The sequence below is a fragment of the Kribbella sp. NPDC004875 genome (assembly GCF_042873375.1).
Taxonomy (GTDB): Bacteria; Actinomycetota; Actinomycetes; order Propionibacteriales; family Kribbellaceae; genus Kribbella.
The window spans coordinates 1,087,454-1,106,975 of the sequence record NZ_JBIALI010000003.1; the positions used below are offsets into that span (position 1 = coordinate 1,087,454).

Consider the following 19,522-nt stretch of genomic DNA (forward strand, 5'->3'; position numbering starts at 1 on the left):
TGGGCCGCTGAGCCGGGGCGGCGGTTCAGCGGCCGAAGGCTGTCCATCGGTGCTTCGACGGGGCTCCCGCCTGCCGGTCGGCCGCCGCGGTTGCCGCCCCGCGGTCGGTCTGCTGCGCGGAGAGGGCGTTGAAGGTCTCCTTGACGGTGCGGGCCGTTTCGTCGACGGGCTTCATCAGCTCGGCGACGCGGAGGTTGACCTCGGAGCGGTCGAGGTGGGTTTCCTCGGCGAGGTTCTCGAAGCCGGTGCGGAGGCCGCGAGCCAGTCCGCCGCGCAGCTCGCCCAACGCCTCCCGCGCCGCGGGGGTGTAGGCCTGGCGGAGCTGGGACGCCAGCTTCGCGTCGACGACGGTTTCGAAGACCTTGTTCCGGGGCGCCTGGAGCAGATTCTTCACGCCCTCGTCCGGCCATTCGTTGCGCGTCCGGGCATAGGTGTCCGCGAGCGCCAGGGCGGCGTCCCGGGCGACCGGCCGGTCGCACGGGTCCGATGCCGCCAACAGGTCGGCGCCGAGCTCCGGGCTGAGCCGGAGGCAGATCCGATCACCGTTGGCGGCCCAATAGGCTTCCCGCAGTCCGTCGTTCACGAAGTAATCCGCCGGCAAGCCCGGATCGAGCCGCAGATCCTCCACCGCGAACTCGCCGGCCTCGTCATAGGTCCCGGTGGCGCGCTTGTCCAGCGCGGTGACGGTGACGGCGTGCACGGCTTGCCGGTATTCCGCGACCTTCCGCGGCTCCTCGAACGCACGACCGACCGACTCCGGGAACACCAGCTCTCCGGTCGACTGCACCTGTCCCCCGGGCGGCGCCGACGCATCGAACGTCACAGCGGCCATGTTCCTGTGCAGGTTCATCTGCTCCCCCCAGTCGATGACCTGCAGCAGGAGCTTGTCGAGGGTTCTCTGCGCCGCGGGCGACGGCTGCCACGTGTTCACGCACCGATCTCCTTCTGCTCACCACCTGGTATCGATCGGACCCTAGTGAGCAGGCAGGCCACCGTTCACACGACGCAGGTAACGATCAGGTGTGGTCCTTGGCGGGCCATGGGGAGTCGGCGGGGCGCAAGGTGTCGAAGCCGGGGCCGTTGAGGGCGGTCCAGGCGGCGAGCGAGCCCATGACGAGGATCGGGTTCTGGAGGTGGCCTGCCAGGACGGCGCCGACGACGTCGATCAGAGGTGCCCAGACGGTTTCCATGTCGGCCTCCTCGTGGAGGCGTTCGAAGGACTCGTCGGCCGGTGACAGGTCGCGGGCCAGGAAGATCCGGACCGCCTCGTCGGTCAGGCCGGGTGAGGTGAACGCGTCCACCAGGATCCGCCAGTCGGCGGCCTTGGTCGCGGTCTCCTCCCACAGTTCGCGCTCGGCGCCCAGGCGGTACTGCTCGCCCTGGACGTCGAGCAACCCGGCCGGCGCCTCGAGCAACTTGTAGCCGACCGGGTGCCGGTACTGCCGGACCAGCAGCATCCGGTTGTCCTCGTCCAGCGCCACCACACCGACGGCGCCGGGGTGTACGACGACGTCGCGGACGAACGACTCCCCGCCCGGCGGTTCGATGGTGTCCCGGCGTACCGAGATCACCCGTCCGGTCTCGTGGACGGTCTCGGACGCGGACACCGGCCAGCGCTCCGGCTTGTCCTCGAGACCGGCGCCGAACCGCAGCTCGGGATGGTCGGTCATCGGGCCTTGACCGCTTCGGCCTTGGCGGGCTTCTCAGTGGCAGCCTTCTTGGCCGCCGGCTTCGGGTCCTCGACCGGGAGCCGCGACTCGCGCTGCCGGTCCAGGGCGGCCGAGACCAGGCCGGAGAACAGCGGGTGCGGCTTGGTCGGCCGGGACCGCAGCTCCGGGTGCGCCTGGGTGGCCACGAAGTACGGGTGCAGGGAGCGGTCCAGCTCGATGAACTCGACCAGCTCGTGGTCCGGCGACAGACCGCTGAACACCAGGCCGGCGTTCTCCAGCTTGTCCCGGTAGGCGTTGTTCACCTCGTAGCGGTGCCGGTGCCGCTCCTGGATCGACGGGGCGCCGTACAGGCCGCGGACGATCGAGCCGTCGGCCAGGTTCGCCGGGTACAGCCCGAGCCGCATCGTGCCGCCCATGTCGCCGGTGCCGGAGACGATGTGCTTCTGCTCCTCCATCGTCGCGATCACCGGCTGCTCGGCGTCGGCGTCGAACTCGCTGGAGTTCGCCTGGTCCAGGCCGGCCAGGTCCCGCGCGACCTCGATCACCATGCACTGCAGGCCGAGGCACAGCCCGAGGATCGGGATGCGCTGCTCGCGGGCGTACCGGATCGCGCCGATCTTGCCCTCGATGCCACGGACCCCGAAGCCACCGGGGATGCAGATCGCGTCCACGTCGCCGAGCAGCCGGGCCGCCGCCTCGGGGGTGGCGCACTCGTCGGAGGCGATCCAGCGCAGGTTCACCCGGGCGTCGTTGTCGAACCCGCCCGCGCGCAGCGCCTCGGCGACCGACAGGTATGCGTCCGGCAGGTCGATGTACTTGCCGACCAGCGCGACCGTGACCTCGTCCTTCGGGTGGTGCACGACCCGCAGCAGCTCGTCCCAGCGGGTCCAGTCGACGTCCCGGAACTGCAGGTTCAGCCGGCGGACGACGTAGGCGTCCAGGCCCTCGGCGTGCACCACCTTCGGGATGTCGTAGATGCTCGGCGCGTCCACCGCGGCGACCACGGCCTCCACGTCGACGTCGCACATCAGCGAGATCTTGCGCTTCACGCTGTCCGGGATCGGCCGGTCCGCGCGGCAGACGATGGCGTCCGGCTGGATACCGATCGACCGCAGCGCCGCCACCGAGTGCTGCGTCGGCTTGGTCTTGAGTTCACCGCTGGGCGCCATGTAGGGCACCAGCGAGATGTGCAGGAAGAACACGTTGTCGCGGCCGACGTCGTGCCGGACCTGCCGGGCCGCCTCGAGGAACGGCAGCGACTCGATGTCGCCCACCGTGCCGCCGATCTCGTGCAGCACGACGTCGACGTCCGGGCCCGCCATCGCGAGCATCCGTTCCTTGATCTCGTTGGTGATGTGCGGGATCACCTGGACGGTGTCGCCGAGGTACTCGCCGCGGCGTTCCTTGGCGATCACGCTGGAGTAGATCTGGCCGGTGGTCACGTTCGCGACCGCCGACAGGTCCCGGTCGAGGAACCGCTCGTAGTGCCCGATGTCCAGGTCGGTCTCGGCGCCGTCGTTGGTGACGAACACCTCGCCGTGCTGGAACGGGTTCATCGTGCCGGGATCCACGTTCAGATACGGATCCAGCTTCTGCATGGTCACCCGGATGCCCCGAGCCGTCAGCAGACTGCCGAGGCTGGACGCTGTCAGTCCCTTGCCGAGACTGGATGCCACGCCACCGGTGACGAATACGTGCTTGGTCTGCTGGGAATTCGAAGCCCTGTCCACGGGCCTCCAGCCTACCTCTTGTCAACCACTGCTCGCGACGAGACCCGCGTAGATGTCGAGCAGATTCTTCGCGACCGCGTCTTCGTCCATCCATCTCGCGGACAACTCCCGGCCGCGCGTCCGCATAGCGTTCGCCGTGTCGGGTTCCGCGAGTACCGCCCGTACGCCGTCCGCCAGACCGTCCGCGTCCCCGGGGAACGCCAGTACGGCGCTGTCCCCGACCAGCTCGGGTACGCCGCCCACTGCAGTCGCCACCACCGGTACGCCGACCTGCATCGCCTCCTGGATGACCAGAGCCCGGGCCTCCCAATGCGACGTGAGCAGGAACACGTCCGACGCACCTAGCAGGTCGGCCACGTCATTACGGTGCCCCAATAGCCGTACGGGCAGATGCTCAGCGTCGATCCTGGCCTGCAGGTTGTCCCGCAGCGGCCCGTCACCGACGACTACGAACACGGCGTCCGGCGTGGACTCGTGGACGCGTGCAGCGACCGACAGCAAAGTCGGGTAGTCCTTCTGTGGAGCCAGACGCCCCACAGTGAGCACCACGCGCTGATCACCGAGGCCGAGCTCCCGCCGTACGTCGGACCGCGGTGTGCGGCTCCTGGGCATCGCAGGGGCCGCTACGGGTGCCAGCTGGGCGTTGCGCGCTCCAAGGCGCTTCGCGAGCTCCACGAGGTCGCTGGAGGCTCCCAGCGTCAGGTCAGCGCCTCTGGCAACCAGGCGCTGCCCCATCCGCATCACGAGGCCGCGTGGCCCCGGCGCGATCACTGCGTTGTGCCAGGTGACCACCAGCGGCCGTAGCCGCGCCCTGTCCCGCAGCGCGGTCATTCCGGCGCGGTAGCCGTGCGCGTGGATCACGTCGCAGCCACGCAGCCCGGCCGCCTGCGTGACGACGGTCGCCGGCGCGAAATCGAAGTGCTCGGCCGTCCCGGACGGTGCGCACACCACCACCTCGTGCCCGGCACTGACGAACCGTGGCACCAGCGAGGCGACATGCTGCCCGATCCCGCCTCGCGCCTCCGCGAGCAGCAGCCCGATCCTCATTGCGCCTCCTCTGCAGAACCCCGTCGTAGTAGAGCACGGGTGTCGGTGCGGTCGAGGGTCATTGCCACGCCGGCGTACACAATCACGACGGCCAGGCCGGAGAGGGCTGCGAACACGATGGCCTTGCCCACGCCGCCGTTGCCGGCCGGCAAGGCGACCAGCCAGCCCGCTGCGCCGGCCAATACGGCACCAGCCAGTGCCGCAAGGGTCGCACGACCAGCCCCCTCCAGTACACCGGGTCCGGCCTCACGCCGCAGTACGCCGAGCAGCACCACCGCGCCCGCGACCATGCCCACCGACATTGCGGCCGCCAGCGCCGGTACGGCGTCCCACTTGGCTGTCAGGACCACGCCGGCCACTGCGACGAGTACCCACGCCCCGGAGGTCACCAGAGCCACCTCACGCCCACAGTGCCGCGCATAGAGCACCCGACCGACATGCATCAGTACGGCGAACCCGATAGCCGCCGGCGCGAACGCGATGAGCCCGTTGGCGAGTGAAGTCGCCTGAGCCTGCTGCACCGCACCGTCGTTGTACGCGAAGATCCTGGCGACCGGGACCGCCGTACCTATCAGCAGTGCGGCGCCCGCACCGCCCGCGAGCAGCACTGCCCGCGTGGAGGCGGCGGCGTAGCGGTCGAAGCCCTCCCCCGCGTCGAAGGCCGCCGCGAGACGCGGGAAGACCGCTGTGGTGATCGGAACCGCCAGAACGGCGTACGGCAGCAGATAGACCGCGTTGGCCCACGTGTAGACCGCGATACTGCCCGCGACGCCCCGGTGGTTCGCCAGGTACGTCGTGATGACGAACGTGAGCTGCTGCGCGATCAGTACGGCGAGACCGGCGAGCGCGAGCCTCCGCAGTACCGGACCGACCCCCGGGTCCAGCCGCAGGGTCGGCTTGATCGGCAGGCGGAGGAAGAGCATCGGGCCGAGCACCGTGAGGGCGAGCGCGAGCACACCGGCCGTCGTACCCCAGGCGAGCAGGTCGGTGGCGCCCCGGGAGGCCGAGTCGGCGTCCGGAGCGGCGGCCGCGAACACGAAGTACGTCGCGACGACCACCAGACTCGAGATCAGCGGGGCCCAGGCGCCGGCCGCGAACCGCTTGTGGGACTGCAGAACCGCGGTCGCGATCACCGCGACGGCGTACCCGAAGATCTGCGGGACGAAGATCGCCAGCATCCGGGTCGCGGTCGCCGTCGTACTGGCGCAATCGGCGCCCGGGTCCAGCATCGCGTCGGTGTAGCGGCCGGCCAGGATCCACGCGAGTACGGCGACCGGCGCGAGCAGCACGAACGACCAGGACAGCAACGCCCCGATGATCCGGCCCTGCGCGGCGCGGTCGCCGCGCGCCACCGGACCGGCCAGCACCGGGATGACGGCACCGGCGAGCGCGCCACCCGCGACGACCTCGAACAGGATGTTGGGCAGCTGATTGGCCGTCGTGTACGCCTCGGCCAGGCACCCGGCGCCGACGGTCTTCGAGAACACCAGCCAGCGGCCGAACCCGACCACCCGCGCCAGCACAGTGACCGCCGCGACGACCAGGGCGGCGCGGGCGACCCGACTCACCTGGGTCGTCGGCCCCACTGGTCGATCTTGTCGAGGACCGGGGTGTCGGCGATGACCTTGGTGAAGCTGACCTTCTCGCTGGCCAGGTTCAGGCCGATGACGGCCGCCAGGACAAGCGTCTTGAGCGGACGCGGGAGGGCCGCGGCGAACGCCGTACCGGTGATCGCCCCGAGGCCGTTGGCGCCGCAGTCGCCGAGCATCGAGCGTTCGCCGAGATCGGACGGCGCGGAGGCCGCGGCGGCGCCGACGACGGCACCGGCGGGACCGTTCACGGCGGCCAGCGGGGCGTTCAGGGCGGCGACCGCCTTGAGGGCGCGTCCCGGGCGCAGGTCGAGCAGGTTGGTGAGGTTCGCCGTACCGGCGATCAAGGCGCCGTCGGCAACGACTCCGGCGACCGCCTTCACGCCGCGGGACTTGCGCGGCAGCAGCGCGGCGGCCGCGAGACCGGCGGCGCCGACCCCGAGGATCTTCACCGCGCCGCTGGTCACCTCGCCGCGCTTCAGCGCGCTCAGGTGACCACGGAAGCCCTTGGCCTGCGTGGTGCCGCGCAGGTCGTCGTACGCGCCGACCGCGCCCGAGACGGCGCCGGCCACCAGCGCGGCCGTCTTCACCTTGCCGTTGCCGCGGGACGCCGCGACGCCGGCGAGCGCACCCAGCACCGCGATCGGGCCCTCGAGCAGCGTCACCGGCTCACCGCGGTGGTTGGTGCGCTCGAACGGCTCCCGGTTCTCCTTGGGCAGCTGTTCGGCCGCGCGCTCCAGCCCTGCGGTAGCGGCCGCCCCGATGGCGGCGCTGAGTAATCCCACGTCAGTTGTCCTTGTTCGTCTGTACGGCCGACGGTGCCACGCCGTTCTTCGCGTTGATCGCGCCGTACTGCCCCGCCTTGCCGGTCGCCTGTTCGGCCAGGGCGAAGACCACCGTCATCTGACCGGCGGGGATGTCGGCCACGTCCACCGAGGAAACGATCTTGGTGGCGTCGGAGTCACTCCGCAAGGCCTTGAGCAGTCCACCGTCGGCCGCGGTCTCCGGCGTACCGGCGACGACGACCCCGCCGCTGCCGATGTCCAGGCCCTTGATGAACTCGACCGCGTCGCTGTACGTCGAGTTGTCCGTCGACCCCGACGCCGGCTTGGCAGCGATCACCACGATCAGACTGGACCGGTCCTTGACCTGCGACGGCTTCAGCGACAACAGCTTCGCGCCGGTCAGCCCGCTGATCACCTTCGCGGAGTCCGCGTCCCCGGTCTTGCCCTCTTCCTTGGCCGCGACCCCACGCGCGAGCAACAGACCGGCCCGCTGGTACGTCGTGCTGTCCTTCGGGAAGTTCATGTCCGCGGTCACGAGCTGGTTCACCAGCGACTCGACCAGCTGACGCTGACCGGTGTCGAACAGCTTCGCGTCCAGGGCCACCTTGGTGCTGACGACGCCGCCGGCCTTCTCCAGCTCGCCCTGGACACCGTCACTCAGGTCGCTGTCGGCGTTCGGCATCGTGACGATCGTGATCTTCTTGTTCACCAGCTTGCCGTCGGTCAGCCCGGCGGTCACCTTGGCGACGTAGTCGTCGCGGTACTTGTCCAGGGCCTTCACCTGCACCAGTTCGGCGCGCGCGTCGGCCAGCTGCTGGCGGTCCTTGTCGGCCTGGGCCTGGACGAGTTCGCTGCCGGTGCCCTTCAGCGGGCCGGCGCCGAGCACCACACCGGCGCCCAGGGCGAAGAAGATCGCCACGATCGAGACGATGTGGTAGCGAAAGTCGATCACGTGAACAGCTCCCGGATCCAGTAGACGAAGTCGCTCCAGCGCGCCCGCAGGATCGACCAGAGCACGTCGTCGGCGCCGATCGCGACCAACGCCATGCCGAGTGCGAACAGGCCGGCCACGGCCAGCGCGACCACCTGGAGGGTCGACACCCGGCTGCGGTACAACCGGCCGACGCCCTTGGCATCCACCAGCTTGGCACCGACCCGCAAGCGGGTGATGAAGGTGCTGGCCATCCCGGAGCGTCCCTTGTCGAGGAACTCCACCAGCGAGTTGTGGGTACCGACCGCGACGATCAGCGACGCGCCCTTGGAGTCGGCCAGCAGCATCGCGACGTCCTCGCTGGTGCCGGTGGCCGGGAACTCGATCGAGTCCACGCCGAGCCGCTCCAGCCGCTCCGAGCCTGGTGCGCGGCCGTCGCGGTACGCGTGCACGACCACCTCGGCACCGCTCTTCAGCGTGTCGTCCTTCACCGAGTCCATGTCGCCGACGATCAGGTCCGGCACGTAGCCGTTCTCGACCAGGGCGTCCGCGCCGCCGTCGACCCCGATCAGCACCGGCCGGTACTCCCGGATGTACGACTTCAGCGCGACCAGGTCGTCGCGGTAGTCGTAGCCCCGCACGACGATCAGGACGTGCTTGCCCTCCATCGACGTGTGGATCTCCGGTACGCCGACGCCGTCGAGCAGCAGGTCCTTCTCGCGCCGCAGGTACTCCAGGGTGTTGGCGGTGAACGCCTCGAGCTGGGTCGACAGCCCGGACCGGGCCTCGTCCATCAGCTCCGCGACGGTCTTGCTGTCCTGGGCGATGCCCTTCGCGACCGCGTCGTGACCGCGGTACAGCGTGCCTTCGTCGAGCCGGACCCGCTCACCCTCGTGCAGGACCGAGAACACCTCACGGCCGACCCCGTCGACCAGCGGAATGCCGGCCTCGACCAGGATCTCCGGACCGAGGTTCGGGTAGCGGCCGCTGATCGAGTCGGCGACGTTCACCACCCCGGCGACCTTGCAGTCGACGAGCGCCTCGGCGCTCACCCGGTCCAGGTCGACGTGATCGATCACCGCGATCTCACCCGGCTTCAGCCGTTTGGTGAGATTCTTGGTACGGCGATCCAGCCGGACCACTCCGGTGATGCCGGGCAGTTCAGTAGGACGTGCTCTCCGCAGGCTGGGCAGTTTCATCGCGCTCTCATCCTGCCATGTCAAGAGCCCCTTCCCGGTTCATTTACCCGGGCACACGCCTGTTCACGCACTGAATTAACGGTGACTGTGCGTCAAATCATCCTTTTGAACGACTCTTCCGGCGCGGTTTGTGACGCTCAGCAGCCAAGGCCAGCAGCTCTTCGGCATGGGCCTGCGCGGCGTCGGAGTTCTCCAGACCGGCCATCATCCGGGACAGTTCCTTCAGCCGGGCGTCATCGTCCAGAGCGACCAGACCACTCGTCGTGACCGAGCCGTCGTCGCTCTTCAGCACAACCGCGTGACGGTCCGCGAACGCGGCCACCTGCGGCAGGTGGGTCACCACGATCACCTGCGCCTTCTGCGCCAGGCGGGCCAACCGCTTGCCGACCTCGACCGCGGCCCGGCCGCCGATGCCGGCGTCGATCTCGTCGAACACCAACGTCGGTACCGGATGGGTGTCCGACAGGATCACCTCGAGCGCGAGCATCACCCGCGACAACTCACCACCGGACGCGGCCTTCTGCAGCGGGCGGGCCGGGCTGCCCGGGTTCGCCGCGAAGCAGAACTCGACCTCGTCGATCCCGAACGGCCCGGCCGTGGTCTCGTGCACCTCGACCGACAAGTTCGCGTGCGGCATCGCGAGCCCGGTCAGCTCCTCGGACACCGCGACGCCGAGCCGTTCCGCGGCCTCGATCCGGGCCTCCCGGATCTGCCGTCCGAGCTCCGCGAGCTTCGCGTCCAACTCGGTCAGCTCGCCGGTCAGCGCCTCGACCCGTTCGTCACTGCCGTCGAGCTCGGCGAGCCGCGTCGCGGACCGCTTCGTCCACTCCAGTACCTCGTCGACGGTGCCCTGCTCGTCGCCGTACTTACGGACCAGGCCGTGCAGCAGCGAACGCCGCTCACTGACCACGGCCAGCCGGGCCGGATCGGTGTCGACATCCGCGGCGTACGACGAAAGCTCCTGCGCCAGATCGGCCGCGAGGTACCCGAGCTCGCCCGCGCGGTCGGCCAGTTCGGCGAGCTTGGCGTCGTGCTCACGTTCACCGTCCAGCACCTGTTTCGCCAACGCCAGCAGGCCGAGTACGTCGTTCGGCCGGGTCGAGTCCAAGTCCTCGGAGGCCAGCGCGTCGGCCGCTGTCGTCGCCGCGGTGCGCAGACCGTCGGCGTACGCGAGCCGCTCCTCCTCGGCCGCGAGCTCGACGTCCTCGCCGGACAACGGCTCCGCCTTCGCGACCTCGTCCAGACCGAAACGCAGGAGATCGGCTTCCGCCAGCCGATCGCGCTCGCGGGTGGTCAGCTCGGTGAGCTCGGCCTCGACCTCACGATGCCGCTTGTACGCCGCGACGTACTCCTGCAGCGGAACCAGAACCGCCTTACCGGCAAAGGTATCCAGCGTTTCGCGTTGCCGCGCCGGCTGCAGCAGCCGCCACTGGTCGGCCTGCCCGTGGATCGCGACGAGATCGCCGGACACCTCCCCGAGCACCGACACCGGCACCGACGCGCCACCGAGGAACGCCCGCGACCGGCCCTCCGAGGAGAGCTCGCGCGCGATCAGCAACTCGTCGTCGTCCAGCTCGCCACCACGGTCCTCGGCCTGTTGCACGATCGCCCGCGGTACGGCGCTGGCGCGTCCCTCGACCCGCGCGCGCCGCGTCCCGTGCCGCACCAGACCGCTGTCGGCGCGACCACCGAGCAACATGTTCACGCCGGTCACGACCATCGTCTTACCGGCCCCGGTCTCACCCGTGACGGCGGTGAACCCCGGGTCGAGGTCGAGCGTCGCATCCTCGATCACGCCCAGCCCGGTGATGCGGATCTCCGAGAGCATGCCTAGGTCTCCTGTTTGCCGTTGGTGTTGCCGTGGCCGTTGCGTTTGCGCTCGGCGGCCCCACGCCAGCCGAGCACCGGGAGGTCGAACTTCGCCACCAGCCGGTCGGTGAACGGCGCCTCGTGAGCGCGGGCCAGCCGGACCGGCGTCGCACCACGCCGGACCGCGATCTCGGCGCCGGGCGGCACCTCGACCATTCGCCGGCCGTCGCACCACAACACCCCGCGACCGTGCCACGACGGCACCAGCTCGATCGACAGCCGCGACGTCGGCGCCACCACGATCGGCCGCGAGAACAACGCGTGCGCGCTCAACGGCACCAGCAGGATCGCCTCGACCTCCGGCCAGACGACCGGCCCACCGGCGGAGAACGCGTACGCCGTACTCCCGGTCGGCGTGGCGACCACGACACCGTCGCAGCCCCACCGGGACAGCGGGCGGTCGTCGACCTCGACCAGTACCTCGAGCATCTTCTCCCGGGCGGCCTTCTCGACACTCGCCTCGTTCAGCGCCCAGGTCTCGAAGATCAGGTCGTCGTCCAGCCGCACGTCGACGGCCAGCGTCATCCGCTCCTCGACCGTGTACGTGCGGTCAACGACGATCTGCACGATCCGCTCCAGGTCGTCGGCCTCCGCCTCGGCGAGGAACCCGACGTGACCCAGGTTCACCCCGAGCACCGGCGTACCGTGCGGACGGGCGAGCTCGACCGCGCGCAGGATCGAGCCGTCGCCGCCGAGCACCATGATCAGCTCGACGTCGTTGGCCGCCTTCTCCGGGTCGTCGACGATCTCCACCGGGTCGAGCGCCAGCGCCTCCGCCTCGCCGCCGAGCAGCCGGACCTGCATCCCGGCGCCGGTCAGCAGCCGGTGCGCGTCCCGGGCGACCTCGACCGCCTGCTCGCGGCCGGTGTGCGTCACCAGCAGCACGCGCCGCGGCTCGTGCTCAACCACCCTGCCTCCCGGTCACTGAGGTCCGCTCTCGATCGCCGTTTGGAGCATCGTCTCATCGAGCCCGGGCGCAACACGTCGTATCCACAGGAAGTATTCGACATTTCCTGACGGACCAGGCAACGGGCTGGCCGCGACGCCTTCGATTCCCCAGCCGAGTTCGTGCGCCTTCGCCGCCACTGCGCGGACGGCGTCCGCGCGCAGCTCCGGGTCGCGGACCACGCCGCCCTTGCCGAGCCGCTCCTTGCCGACCTCGAACTGCGGCTTCACCATCAGCACCAGATCGCCGTCCGGTTTCACCACGCCGATCAGCGCGGGCAGGACGAGCGTGAGCGAGATGAAGCTCAGATCGCTGACCACCAGATCGACCGGGTCACCGCCGATGTCCTCGAGCGTCAGCGTCCGGACGTTCGTCCGGTCCATCACCGTGACCCGCTCGTCGGTCTGCAACGCCCACACCAACTGGCCGTAGCCGACGTCGACGGCGATCACGTGCGCCGCGTCGTTCCGGAGCAGGACGTCGGTGAAACCACCGGTGGACGCGCCGGCGTCGAGCACCCTGCGGCCGGCGACCTCGATCCGGTCGAACACCTCGAGTGCACCGAGCAGCTTGTACGCCCCGCGGCTCGCGTACCCGGGGTCCTCGTGCTCGGACGTGTCGACGACGATCGGGGCGTCGGCGCCGACGCCGGTCGCGGGCTTGCCGGCCACCGTCCCGGAGACCTTCACCTTTCCGGCGGCGATCAGCTCGCTGGCGTGCTCACGGGACCGCGCGAGACCACGCCGTACCAGCTCGGCGTCGAGGCGCGATCGCTTGACTCCCTTGGCCACTCAGCCCCGGTCGCCTTGGTCGGCGTCGGCCTCGACCAGCGCACTCTGCAGGGTCTCGTGCAGGTCGGCGTACACCTCGGCGTGCTCGCTGACCGGCCGGTCCCGCAGCTGGTCGAGCCGGCTCATGGTCTCCTCGACCAACGGATGCCCGCCCTCTCCGGCCTCCTCGTACGCCGGCCCCGCGCCGGAACCGGTCTCTTCGTACGCGGGGTTCTCCTCGTACGTCGTGTCCTCGTGCGTCGAGCCTTCAGGCGTCGGGTCTTCAGGCGTCGGGTCCTCGGCGGAGCCGGCTTCGTAGGAGTGCTCGTACTCCTCGCCCGGCGCCCGCGCGAACTCCGGGCCGAACTCGACGGCCGCGGGGCCCACGTGCTCGGCGGCGTCCTGCGCGCCGGGCTCGGTGTCGTAGTCGGGGTGCGCGTGGATCTGCTCCGACTGCTCCGACTGGTCCGGGTCGAATCCGGGCTCGACGTCCGGGTCGACGTACGGTGGGAACTGCTCGCCAGGATGTTCGGTCACGTCAGGCCTTCTTCGCAGTCTTCTTGGCCGGCGCCTTCCTGGCCGCCGTCTTCGCCGGCGCCTTCTTGGCCACCTTCTTGGTGGTGGCCTTCCGGGCCGTCTTCTTCGCCGGCGCCGCCGCGGCCGGAGCCTCGGCCGCGACCGGTGCCGTTGCTGCCGCCGACGGCGCCGGCACCTGCACCTCGGCCAGCTCGGTCTCCAGCAACTGCACCCGCCGGGTCAGCGCCGCGACCTCCTCGGACCGGACGAACCCGAGCCGCGCGACCGCGCCCTCGACCTCGTTCGCCACGATCGCCTGCAGCAGCTGACGGTTGCTCTTGCTGGTGGCAACGATCTCGTCGGCCAGGTCGCCGACCTTGGTCGTCAGCTGGTCCGCACCGGTCTGCTGCAGCAGCGCTTTCGCCGCCGCCTGGGCCTTCTGCTTGGTGACCTCGGTCAGGCCGTTCGCCAGTTGTACGTAGCCGCGCAGTGCGTCCATCACCATGACTGCCCTCCAGGGGTTCGTTCCAGCAACGGTATCGCCTCGGTGCGCGGATACCAGCCAGCGGAGTGGATCAGTGGTCCAGGCCGATGCGGTGCAGCGCCGCGTCCAGGCTGATCGAGTCCGCCGTCGGCGCCGGCTTCGGGCGCGGCCGGCGTCCGCGGCCGGCCGTCTTCGCGGGCTTGACCGGCTCGGCAGGCGCGTCGACGGCGGCCCACACCGCGGACAGGACCGCGCGCAGACCGTCGTACGGGCGGCCCTCGCCCTTGACCGCGACCGCGTTGTCGACGACCTCGGCCGTCCAGCCCTCGCAGGTGTGCTTCCCGCCGGACACCGTGACGCCGGGGTGCTTCTCGGCGAGCGCGCCGAGCCCGTCGCCGATGTACGTCGGGCGCTGGTTCTTCGGCGCCCGCGCCAGGTCGTACGCGTCGTGGACACCGGTCGCGACCCACAGGCTCGCGATCCCGACCGCGTGCGCGCCCTGGATATCGGAGTCCAGGCGGTCCCCGATCATCAACGGGCGCTTGGCTTCCAGCCGTTCGATGCTGGTCTCCAGCAATGGCGGCTCGGGCTTGCCGGCCACCACCGGGTCGACGTCGACGGCGGCCCGGACGGCCTGCACCAGCGTGCCGTTCCCGGGCGCCTTGCCGGCGGCGGTCGGGATGGTCAGGTCCATGTTGGTCGCGAACCACTTCGCGCCCTCGTTGATCGCGTGCGCGCCGTCGGCGAGCATCACCCAGTTCACCTCCGGGTGGAAGCCCTGGGCGACCGCGACCGGGTGCGCGTCACTGCTGCGGACCGGCGTCAGACCGTACTCCTCGAGCGCGACGGTCAGGCCCTCACCGCCGACCACGAGCACCGGGGAGCCCTTCGGGAACTCGCTCGCGATCAGCTTCGCGGCCGCCTGCGCGGACGTCACCACGTCCTCGGCGATCACGTCCAGCCCGAACGACGCGAGGTGCTCGGCAACGATCCGCGCCGGCCGGCTCGCGTTGTTCGTGATGAACCCGATCCGCAGGCCTTCCTGGGCGGCCTTGCGGAGGTTCTCGGGCGCGTTCGGGACCGGGTCCGGGCCGACGTACACGACGCCGTCGAGGTCCAGCAGCGCCACGTCGTACCGGCTCGCGAGCGGTTCGTCACACGCCGAGAGCGGTTCGGGCGCCGTACGTTCCGTGGTCATGCATCACCCCGTACGATGCCGCGCATGCCGGATCCCACGGTGAGCGCGGAGAGCGTGCTGCGACTCGACCCGTTGCGTGCCTGGCGGTTCGTGGCGGGGAAGGTGAGCGCGCTCGGCGCCGTCACGTCACCGCCGTACGACGTGCTGGAACCCGCCATCGTCCGGCGGCTGACTGACTCTGATCTGCACAACATGGTGAGGCTCATCCTTCCACGCGATCCGGAGCTCGGTCCGGCCCGGTACGACGAACCCGCGCAGCGGCTCGCCGGGTGGCAGCGCGACGGTGTCGTGGTGCAGGACGAGCGGCCCGCGCTGTACGTGTACGAGCAGCGCTTGGGGGACGCCGTACTCTGCGGACTGGTCGGCTCGCTCCGGCTGGATCCGGGGCGGCATGTGGTGCTGCCGCACGAGAACGTGATGCCGCACTGGGTCGACGACCGGCTGCGGCTGATGGAGGCGACGGACGCCGATCTGGAGCCGATCCTGCTGGCGTACGCCGACGGTGGTGCGGCCAGTGACGCCGTCGACGCAGCGCGGTCCGGTGAGCCGTGGCTGGAGGCCGAGACCTACAACGGGGCCGAGCACCGCATCTGGCGGATCAACGACCCGGCGGTGCTGACAGTGATCGAGACCGAGCTCTCCGGGCACGAGGCGGTCATCGCCGACGGGCACCACCGCTACGCGGCGTACCTGGAGCGTCAATTGCGGGAGCCGTACCGTGCGAGCGCCGGCGTCGGTCTGGCGATGCTGGTCGACTACGTCCGGCACCCGTTGACGCTGGACCCGATCCACCGCGTCGCACCGGGGCTGGACCTGCAGACCGTGCAGACGCGTACGCCGGTGGGTTGGCAGATGCAGCCTGGTCGCGTGGAGGGCGATCCGAACCGCATCTCGCTCACAGACGGCTCCAGCTGGCTCACGCTGCACTCCGCGTCGGACGCGCCTGCCGTCGTACTGCTCCACCAGGTGTTACTACCCGCCTGGGGCGTGGTCCAGGACGATCTGACGTTCCATCACACGCTGGCAGACGCACTGGCCCTGGCTGGCCCGTCACGGGTCGCTGTGGAGCTCACAGCGCCCCAGATGGACCAGGTACTGCGTTCAGCGGCGCAGGGCGTCGTACTGCCGCAGAAGGCCACGTCGTTCGGCCCGAAGCCACGAGTAGGGCTGCTGTTCCGGACGCTGTGAGTCAGGGCCGGTGGTACAGGCTCAGGAACTGCTCGCGGAGTGGCCTCCTGGCGGCACGGTGGCGCTCCGTGAGCCGTCCGAGCGTGAAGGAGAGCTCAGGGTCGTCCTGAGCCGCCGCATTCGCCGCCATGGCAGTCAGAGCGTCCGCCGCGGCGCAGTGGTCCTGGTGCTGCCCCAGAAGCTCCTGGTACGTCGCTGCGTGCGCAGCGGTCGTTTTGGCTTCGTCACCGAGGACGGAGGCGCTGGTGTCGGCGGCGTACCGGACTCGCTTCGCCAGCAACCGGACCTCGTGCCAGTCGTCATCGGGGCTCCAGGGCTCGAGCTTCTCGGCTTCCTGGGTGAACTTCGCGGTCGCGGACCGCAGGAGCTGCGGCAGGACCTCGCTGCAGGGCTTGTCTGCTTTGGGTTTGAGGCCGGGGGCCGTGGTCACCGCGTCGAGGGTGGTGAGTAGGTCCTTGGTGGACTCCCCGAGGACGACCTCGGCCGAGCGTGCGGCCGCGCGGCCGAGCCCGAGGGTGAGCGTGGTGAGGATCGTGTCGACGTGCTCCTCGTTGTCCTCGCTGCTGCCGTTCTCGCGGACGAGGGCGGCGATCACTTCCAGATCGCGCGTCTCGCCACACGCCTGCGCCAGCGCGGCCAGGTCGGACCGCAGCTCGGTCGCCCAGTCGCCGTCCAGGAGTTTGCGGAACAGCTTCAGGTCACTCCGCAGCCGCCGGCACGACACGCGCACCTGGTGGATGGCGTCGTCCTCGTCGTTCTCCACCATCCGGATGGACCGCTCGAGCCGAGCGGTCCCCTTGGCGAGCGCGTTCCCGATCAGCACGCCGACCGGCGTCTCCGCATCCAACCGCTCGCCATCCACGGCTACTCCCCCAGACTCTGGTCCTTCACACCGTCCCGCTCGCCCTCGGCCTCGTCCTCATGCTCAGCCGCCGAGGCTTCGTCGTCAGCCTCATCAGCTTCGTCCGCGGCCTCGTCAGCTTCGTCGTCAGCTTCGTCGTCGGCCTCATCGGCTTCGTCCGCGGCTTCATCAGCCTCGTCATCGGTTTCCGCGTCGGCCTGGTCGGCCTGGTCGGCGATGTCTTCGGCGTACTCGGCCTCGAAGTACTCATCATCGAGCACGGTGTCGTCCTCGTCGAGGTCGGTGAACTCGAGACCTTCGAGCTCCGCAGCCCGCTCGGCGGCACCGGTGATCCCGTCACCGTCGACGCCGGCCGCCCGGTGGAACCACACGAGCGCTTCGTCGGTCCGCCCAGCCTCAGCCAGCGCATCGGCGTACGCGTACCGCAGACGCGGCAGCCACTCGGCCCGCGTCCGCTTCGTCAGCTCCGGCACCTCCAGCATCTGGATCGCCGCCGCGTTCTGCCGCATGTCGCGCCGCGCACCGGCCGCCACGATCAGCAGCTCTACCTGGGTCGCCTCGGACAGGTCGCTGACGTGCTTGTCCTTCGTCAACGCCAGCGCCTTGTCGGGCCGTCCGAGCGCACGCTCACAGTCGGCCATCATCGCGATGACCTCATGGTTGCCCGTCATCCGCCGTACGGCCCGGAACTCGGTCAACGCCTCGTCGTAGTGCTCGGCCAGGTACGCCGTGATCGCCACGGCCTCGCGAACGCCACCAAGCCGCGCCGCCAACCGCCGCGCGGTGCGCGCGTGCTGGTACGCCAACTCCGGGTCGTCGTCCAGGAACCGCCCCGACGCGACCAGGTGCTGCGCCACGAGGTCGGCGAGCGACCGAGGCAGCGACCGAAGCTCGGCCTTCACGCCCCGGTCGAGCTCGGCCCCGGTGATCCCCTCAGGAATCTTCGGGTCGTCGCGCCGCGGCCCGACCTTCTCTTCACGATCGTCCCGCCGGAACCCACCACGCCGATCGTCCCGCCGGTCATCACGCCCGCCAGAACCCCGCCGCTCGTCCCGACCACCGGCGCGCCCACGCGAGTCCGCCCGCTCGTCCCGCCGGAACCCACCCCGGCTGTCGCCACCGCGATCATCCCGCCGGAACCCACCGCGGTCATCCCCGCCACGGTCGTCCCGCCGGAAACCACCCCGGCTGTCACCCGCACGGTCATTCCGCCCGTAGCCACCCCGGCTGTCGCCACCGCGATCGTCCCGCCGGAACCCACCACGGGAGTCGCCACCGCGATCATCCCGGCGGTACCCGCCACGGTCATCTCCACCGCGGTCGTCACGCCGGAAACCACCCCGGCTGTCACCCGCACGGTCGTCGCGCCGATACCCGCCACTGCTCTGGCCCGGACGCTCATCACGCCCACCGCGGTCATCCCGCCGGTAGCCACCCGAGGTCCCGCGGTCATCGCGCCGGAACCCGCCGCGATCGTCACCGCCGCGGTCGTCACGCCGGTATCCGCCACGGTCGTCGCGCCCAGCGCGGTCGTCCCGTCGCGAACCAGCTACGCCACGCCCAGCGCCAGGCCGCCCAGACCCACGATCGTCCCGCCGATAGCCACCGGACCGGTCGTCCCGCCCCGACATCTGCCCACCGAACGGATCCCGCTCAGCCTTGTCATCCCCTCGAGACCCAGCAAACCCACGCCGGTTCTCGGACGAATCCCCATCCCGGTACGACGATCCACCGGACCGACCGCCCGCGAATCCACCCCGCCGAGCCGGCGCGCCGCCAGACCCACCACGAGGCGCACCCGAACCACCACGCCCGCCGCCGGACCCACCGCTCCCACCAGACGAACCGCCCCGCCCCGCGGGCGAACTGCCACGCCCGGGAGCCGAACCTCCACGCGGAGCAGACGAAGAACCACGGCCCGCAGACGACCCGCCACGCCCCGCACCGGAACCGCCACGGCCGGCGCCGGAGCCACTACGGCCCGCACCAGACCCCGACCAACCGCCGCCGGAACCACCCGAGCTCGACCAACCGCCGCCAGAACCGCCGGAACCCGAGCCTGAACGACCGCTCCCGGATCCCGAACGACCGGCTCCAGAGCCGCCACGGCTCGAGCCCGAGTTCGAACGACCGGAGCTGGAGTCTGGGCGGCCTCCTCCGGATCGGCCGGAACGGCCGGCGCCACCGGAGGAACCGCGTCGGTCCCCAGAACCGGAGCGAGGATTGCGAGGTGGCGTCGCCACGATGACTCCTAACGATGCTGAAGAGCAGTAATCGGACAAACGTTACCGCGCCCGCAGCGGAGGTGACGTCCTGGCCAGGAGCAGCTCCCGTGGCCGGGGACTCCGGAGTGAAAATGTCTTGGGTACTACAGAGCCTTCAGGTCCTACAACCGTCGTCGGCCGCAGAGTGTTCCGTACAAATGTTAAGGGCCACCCCGGATGGGGTGGCCCTTAACAGTGTGAATGTCCGGCGGCGTCCTACTCTCCCACGACCTCCCGGTCGCAGTACCATCGGCGCTGGCGGGCTTAACTTCCAGGTTCGGAATGGAGACTGGGTGTTTCCCCGACGCTATGGCCACCGAAACTCTATGAGAACACTATCAACCTGCCACGAGCCACAAAACTGGCTGGGGGCTGACCATATCCTGGGAACCGTACAGTGAACGCGAACATCGTTACTAGCGCAAAATTTAGGGCTTGAAGAATTATGTGTGTGACAAGCCCTCGGCCTATTAG

Annotated in this window: 18 protein-coding genes and 1 rRNA gene; 1 reads left to right on the forward strand and 18 read right to left on the reverse strand. The window is 70.1% G+C overall.

Annotated elements, in window-relative coordinates; genetic code table 11:
* Positions 1-25 precede the first annotated feature (25 nt).
* The 14 genes from ACFYRH_RS22295 to ACFYRH_RS22360 all read right to left on the reverse strand — a co-directional run bounded on the left by ACFYRH_RS22295 (position 26) and on the right by ACFYRH_RS22360 (position 14,734).
* The gene (locus tag ACFYRH_RS22295) at positions 26-931 is read right to left on the reverse strand and encodes a hypothetical protein (RefSeq protein ID WP_387778229.1); all 906 of its coding nucleotides are present in this window, start codon (positions 929-931) and stop codon (positions 26-28) included.
* Positions 932-1,016: 85 nt separating this feature from the next.
* Entirely contained in the window at positions 1,017-1,670 is a 654-nt protein-coding gene (locus ACFYRH_RS22300; protein ID WP_387778232.1) for an NUDIX domain-containing protein, read from the reverse strand.
* A complete protein-coding gene (locus tag ACFYRH_RS22305) occupies positions 1,667-3,400 on the reverse strand; it encodes a CTP synthase (protein ID WP_387778235.1) in 1,734 nt (577 codons plus the stop codon). Before ACFYRH_RS22305 ends, ACFYRH_RS22300 begins: the two co-directional genes overlap by 4 nt.
* Before the next feature lie 21 nt (positions 3,401-3,421).
* Positions 3,422-4,447, reverse strand: coding sequence for a glycosyltransferase family 4 protein (locus ACFYRH_RS22310; protein WP_387778238.1), 1,026 nt, complete (start codon positions 4,445-4,447; stop codon positions 3,422-3,424).
* On the reverse strand, positions 4,444-6,033 hold the full coding sequence (murJ, locus tag ACFYRH_RS22315; RefSeq protein ID WP_387778241.1) for a murein biosynthesis integral membrane protein MurJ: 1,590 nt from the start codon (positions 6,031-6,033) through the stop codon (positions 4,444-4,446). Before murJ ends, ACFYRH_RS22310 begins: the two co-directional genes overlap by 4 nt.
* A complete protein-coding gene (locus ACFYRH_RS22320) occupies positions 6,012-6,821 on the reverse strand; it encodes a hypothetical protein (RefSeq protein ID WP_387778244.1) in 810 nt (269 codons plus the stop codon). The genes murJ and ACFYRH_RS22320 overlap by 22 nt, the downstream gene beginning before the upstream one ends.
* A gap of 1 nt (position 6,822) precedes the next feature.
* On the reverse strand, positions 6,823-7,773 hold the full coding sequence (locus ACFYRH_RS22325; RefSeq protein WP_387778247.1) for a copper transporter: 951 nt from the start codon (positions 7,771-7,773) through the stop codon (positions 6,823-6,825).
* The gene (gene steA, locus ACFYRH_RS22330) at positions 7,770-8,951 is read right to left on the reverse strand and encodes a putative cytokinetic ring protein SteA (RefSeq protein ID WP_387778251.1); all 1,182 of its coding nucleotides are present in this window, start codon (positions 8,949-8,951) and stop codon (positions 7,770-7,772) included. Before steA ends, ACFYRH_RS22325 begins: the two co-directional genes overlap by 4 nt.
* Positions 8,952-9,048: 97 nt before the next feature.
* Positions 9,049-10,779 carry a DNA repair protein RecN gene (recN, locus tag ACFYRH_RS22335; RefSeq protein WP_387778254.1) on the reverse strand — a complete coding sequence of 577 codons (1,731 nt, stop codon included), beginning with the start codon at positions 10,777-10,779 and terminating at the stop codon, positions 9,049-9,051.
* Positions 10,780-10,781: 2 nt separating this feature from the next.
* Positions 10,782-11,729: an NAD kinase gene (locus ACFYRH_RS22340; RefSeq protein WP_387778257.1), complete on the reverse strand. Its 948-nt coding sequence runs from the start codon at positions 11,727-11,729 to the stop codon at positions 10,782-10,784.
* 12 nt (positions 11,730-11,741) lie between these two features.
* Positions 11,742-12,557 (reverse strand): TlyA family RNA methyltransferase, encoded by an 816-nt coding sequence (locus ACFYRH_RS22345; RefSeq protein WP_387778259.1) that lies wholly within the window; start codon positions 12,555-12,557, stop codon positions 11,742-11,744.
* Positions 12,558-13,073, reverse strand: coding sequence for a hypothetical protein (locus ACFYRH_RS22350; RefSeq protein WP_387778262.1), 516 nt, complete (start codon positions 13,071-13,073; stop codon positions 12,558-12,560).
* Position 13,074: 1 nt separating this feature from the next.
* Positions 13,075-13,557 (reverse strand): polyhydroxyalkanoate synthesis protein PhaF, encoded by a 483-nt coding sequence (locus tag ACFYRH_RS22355; RefSeq protein WP_387778265.1) that lies wholly within the window; start codon positions 13,555-13,557, stop codon positions 13,075-13,077.
* 70 nt (positions 13,558-13,627) lie between these two features.
* Positions 13,628-14,734 (reverse strand): HAD-IIA family hydrolase, encoded by a 1,107-nt coding sequence (locus tag ACFYRH_RS22360; RefSeq protein WP_387778268.1) that lies wholly within the window; start codon positions 14,732-14,734, stop codon positions 13,628-13,630.
* Positions 14,735-14,758: 24 nt separating this feature from the next.
* On the opposite strand from ACFYRH_RS22360, the gene ACFYRH_RS22365 reads away from it, so the two are divergent.
* On the forward strand, positions 14,759-15,922 hold the full coding sequence (locus ACFYRH_RS22365) for a DUF1015 family protein (RefSeq protein WP_387778271.1): 1,164 nt from the start codon (positions 14,759-14,761) through the stop codon (positions 15,920-15,922).
* Position 15,923: 1 nt separating this feature from the next.
* On the opposite strand, the gene ACFYRH_RS22370 is transcribed toward ACFYRH_RS22365, so the two are convergent.
* From ACFYRH_RS22370 to rrf, 4 genes are all read right to left on the reverse strand, one after another.
* The gene (locus ACFYRH_RS22370) at positions 15,924-16,784 is read right to left on the reverse strand and encodes a CHAD domain-containing protein (protein WP_387778274.1); all 861 of its coding nucleotides are present in this window, start codon (positions 16,782-16,784) and stop codon (positions 15,924-15,926) included.
* Between the two features lie 2 nt (positions 16,785-16,786).
* On the reverse strand, positions 16,787-17,686 hold the full coding sequence (locus ACFYRH_RS22375) for a hypothetical protein (RefSeq protein WP_387778277.1): 900 nt from the start codon (positions 17,684-17,686) through the stop codon (positions 16,787-16,789).
* Positions 17,683-18,279, reverse strand: coding sequence for a hypothetical protein (locus tag ACFYRH_RS22380; RefSeq protein ID WP_387778280.1), 597 nt, complete (start codon positions 18,277-18,279; stop codon positions 17,683-17,685). The genes ACFYRH_RS22375 and ACFYRH_RS22380 overlap by 4 nt, the downstream gene beginning before the upstream one ends.
* Positions 18,280-19,251: 972 nt before the next feature.
* Positions 19,252-19,369 (reverse strand): 5S ribosomal RNA (rrf, locus tag ACFYRH_RS22385).
* Positions 19,370-19,522: the final 153 nt, after the last annotated feature.

Excerpts from the sequence above, each read along its gene's own strand:
- ACFYRH_RS22300 (WP_387778232.1), bottom strand. The coding sequence starts at position 1,670 with ATGACCGACCATCCCGAGCTGCGGTTCGGCGCCGGTCTCGAGGACAAG.
- ACFYRH_RS22310 (WP_387778238.1), bottom strand. The coding sequence starts at position 4,447 with ATGAGGATCGGGCTGCTGCTCGCGGAGGCGCGAGGCGGGATCGGGCAG.
- steA (WP_387778251.1), bottom strand. The coding sequence starts at position 8,951 with ATGAAACTGCCCAGCCTGCGGAGAGCACGTCCTACTGAACTGCCCGGC.
- recN (WP_387778254.1), bottom strand. The coding sequence starts at position 10,779 with ATGCTCTCGGAGATCCGCATCACCGGGCTGGGCGTGATCGAGGATGCG.
- ACFYRH_RS22355 (WP_387778265.1), bottom strand. The coding sequence starts at position 13,557 with ATGGTGATGGACGCACTGCGCGGCTACGTACAACTGGCGAACGGCCTG.
- ACFYRH_RS22360 (WP_387778268.1), bottom strand. The coding sequence starts at position 14,734 with ATGACCACGGAACGTACGGCGCCCGAACCGCTCTCGGCGTGTGACGAA.
- ACFYRH_RS22365 (WP_387778271.1), top strand. The coding sequence starts at position 14,759 with ATGCCGGATCCCACGGTGAGCGCGGAGAGCGTGCTGCGACTCGACCCG.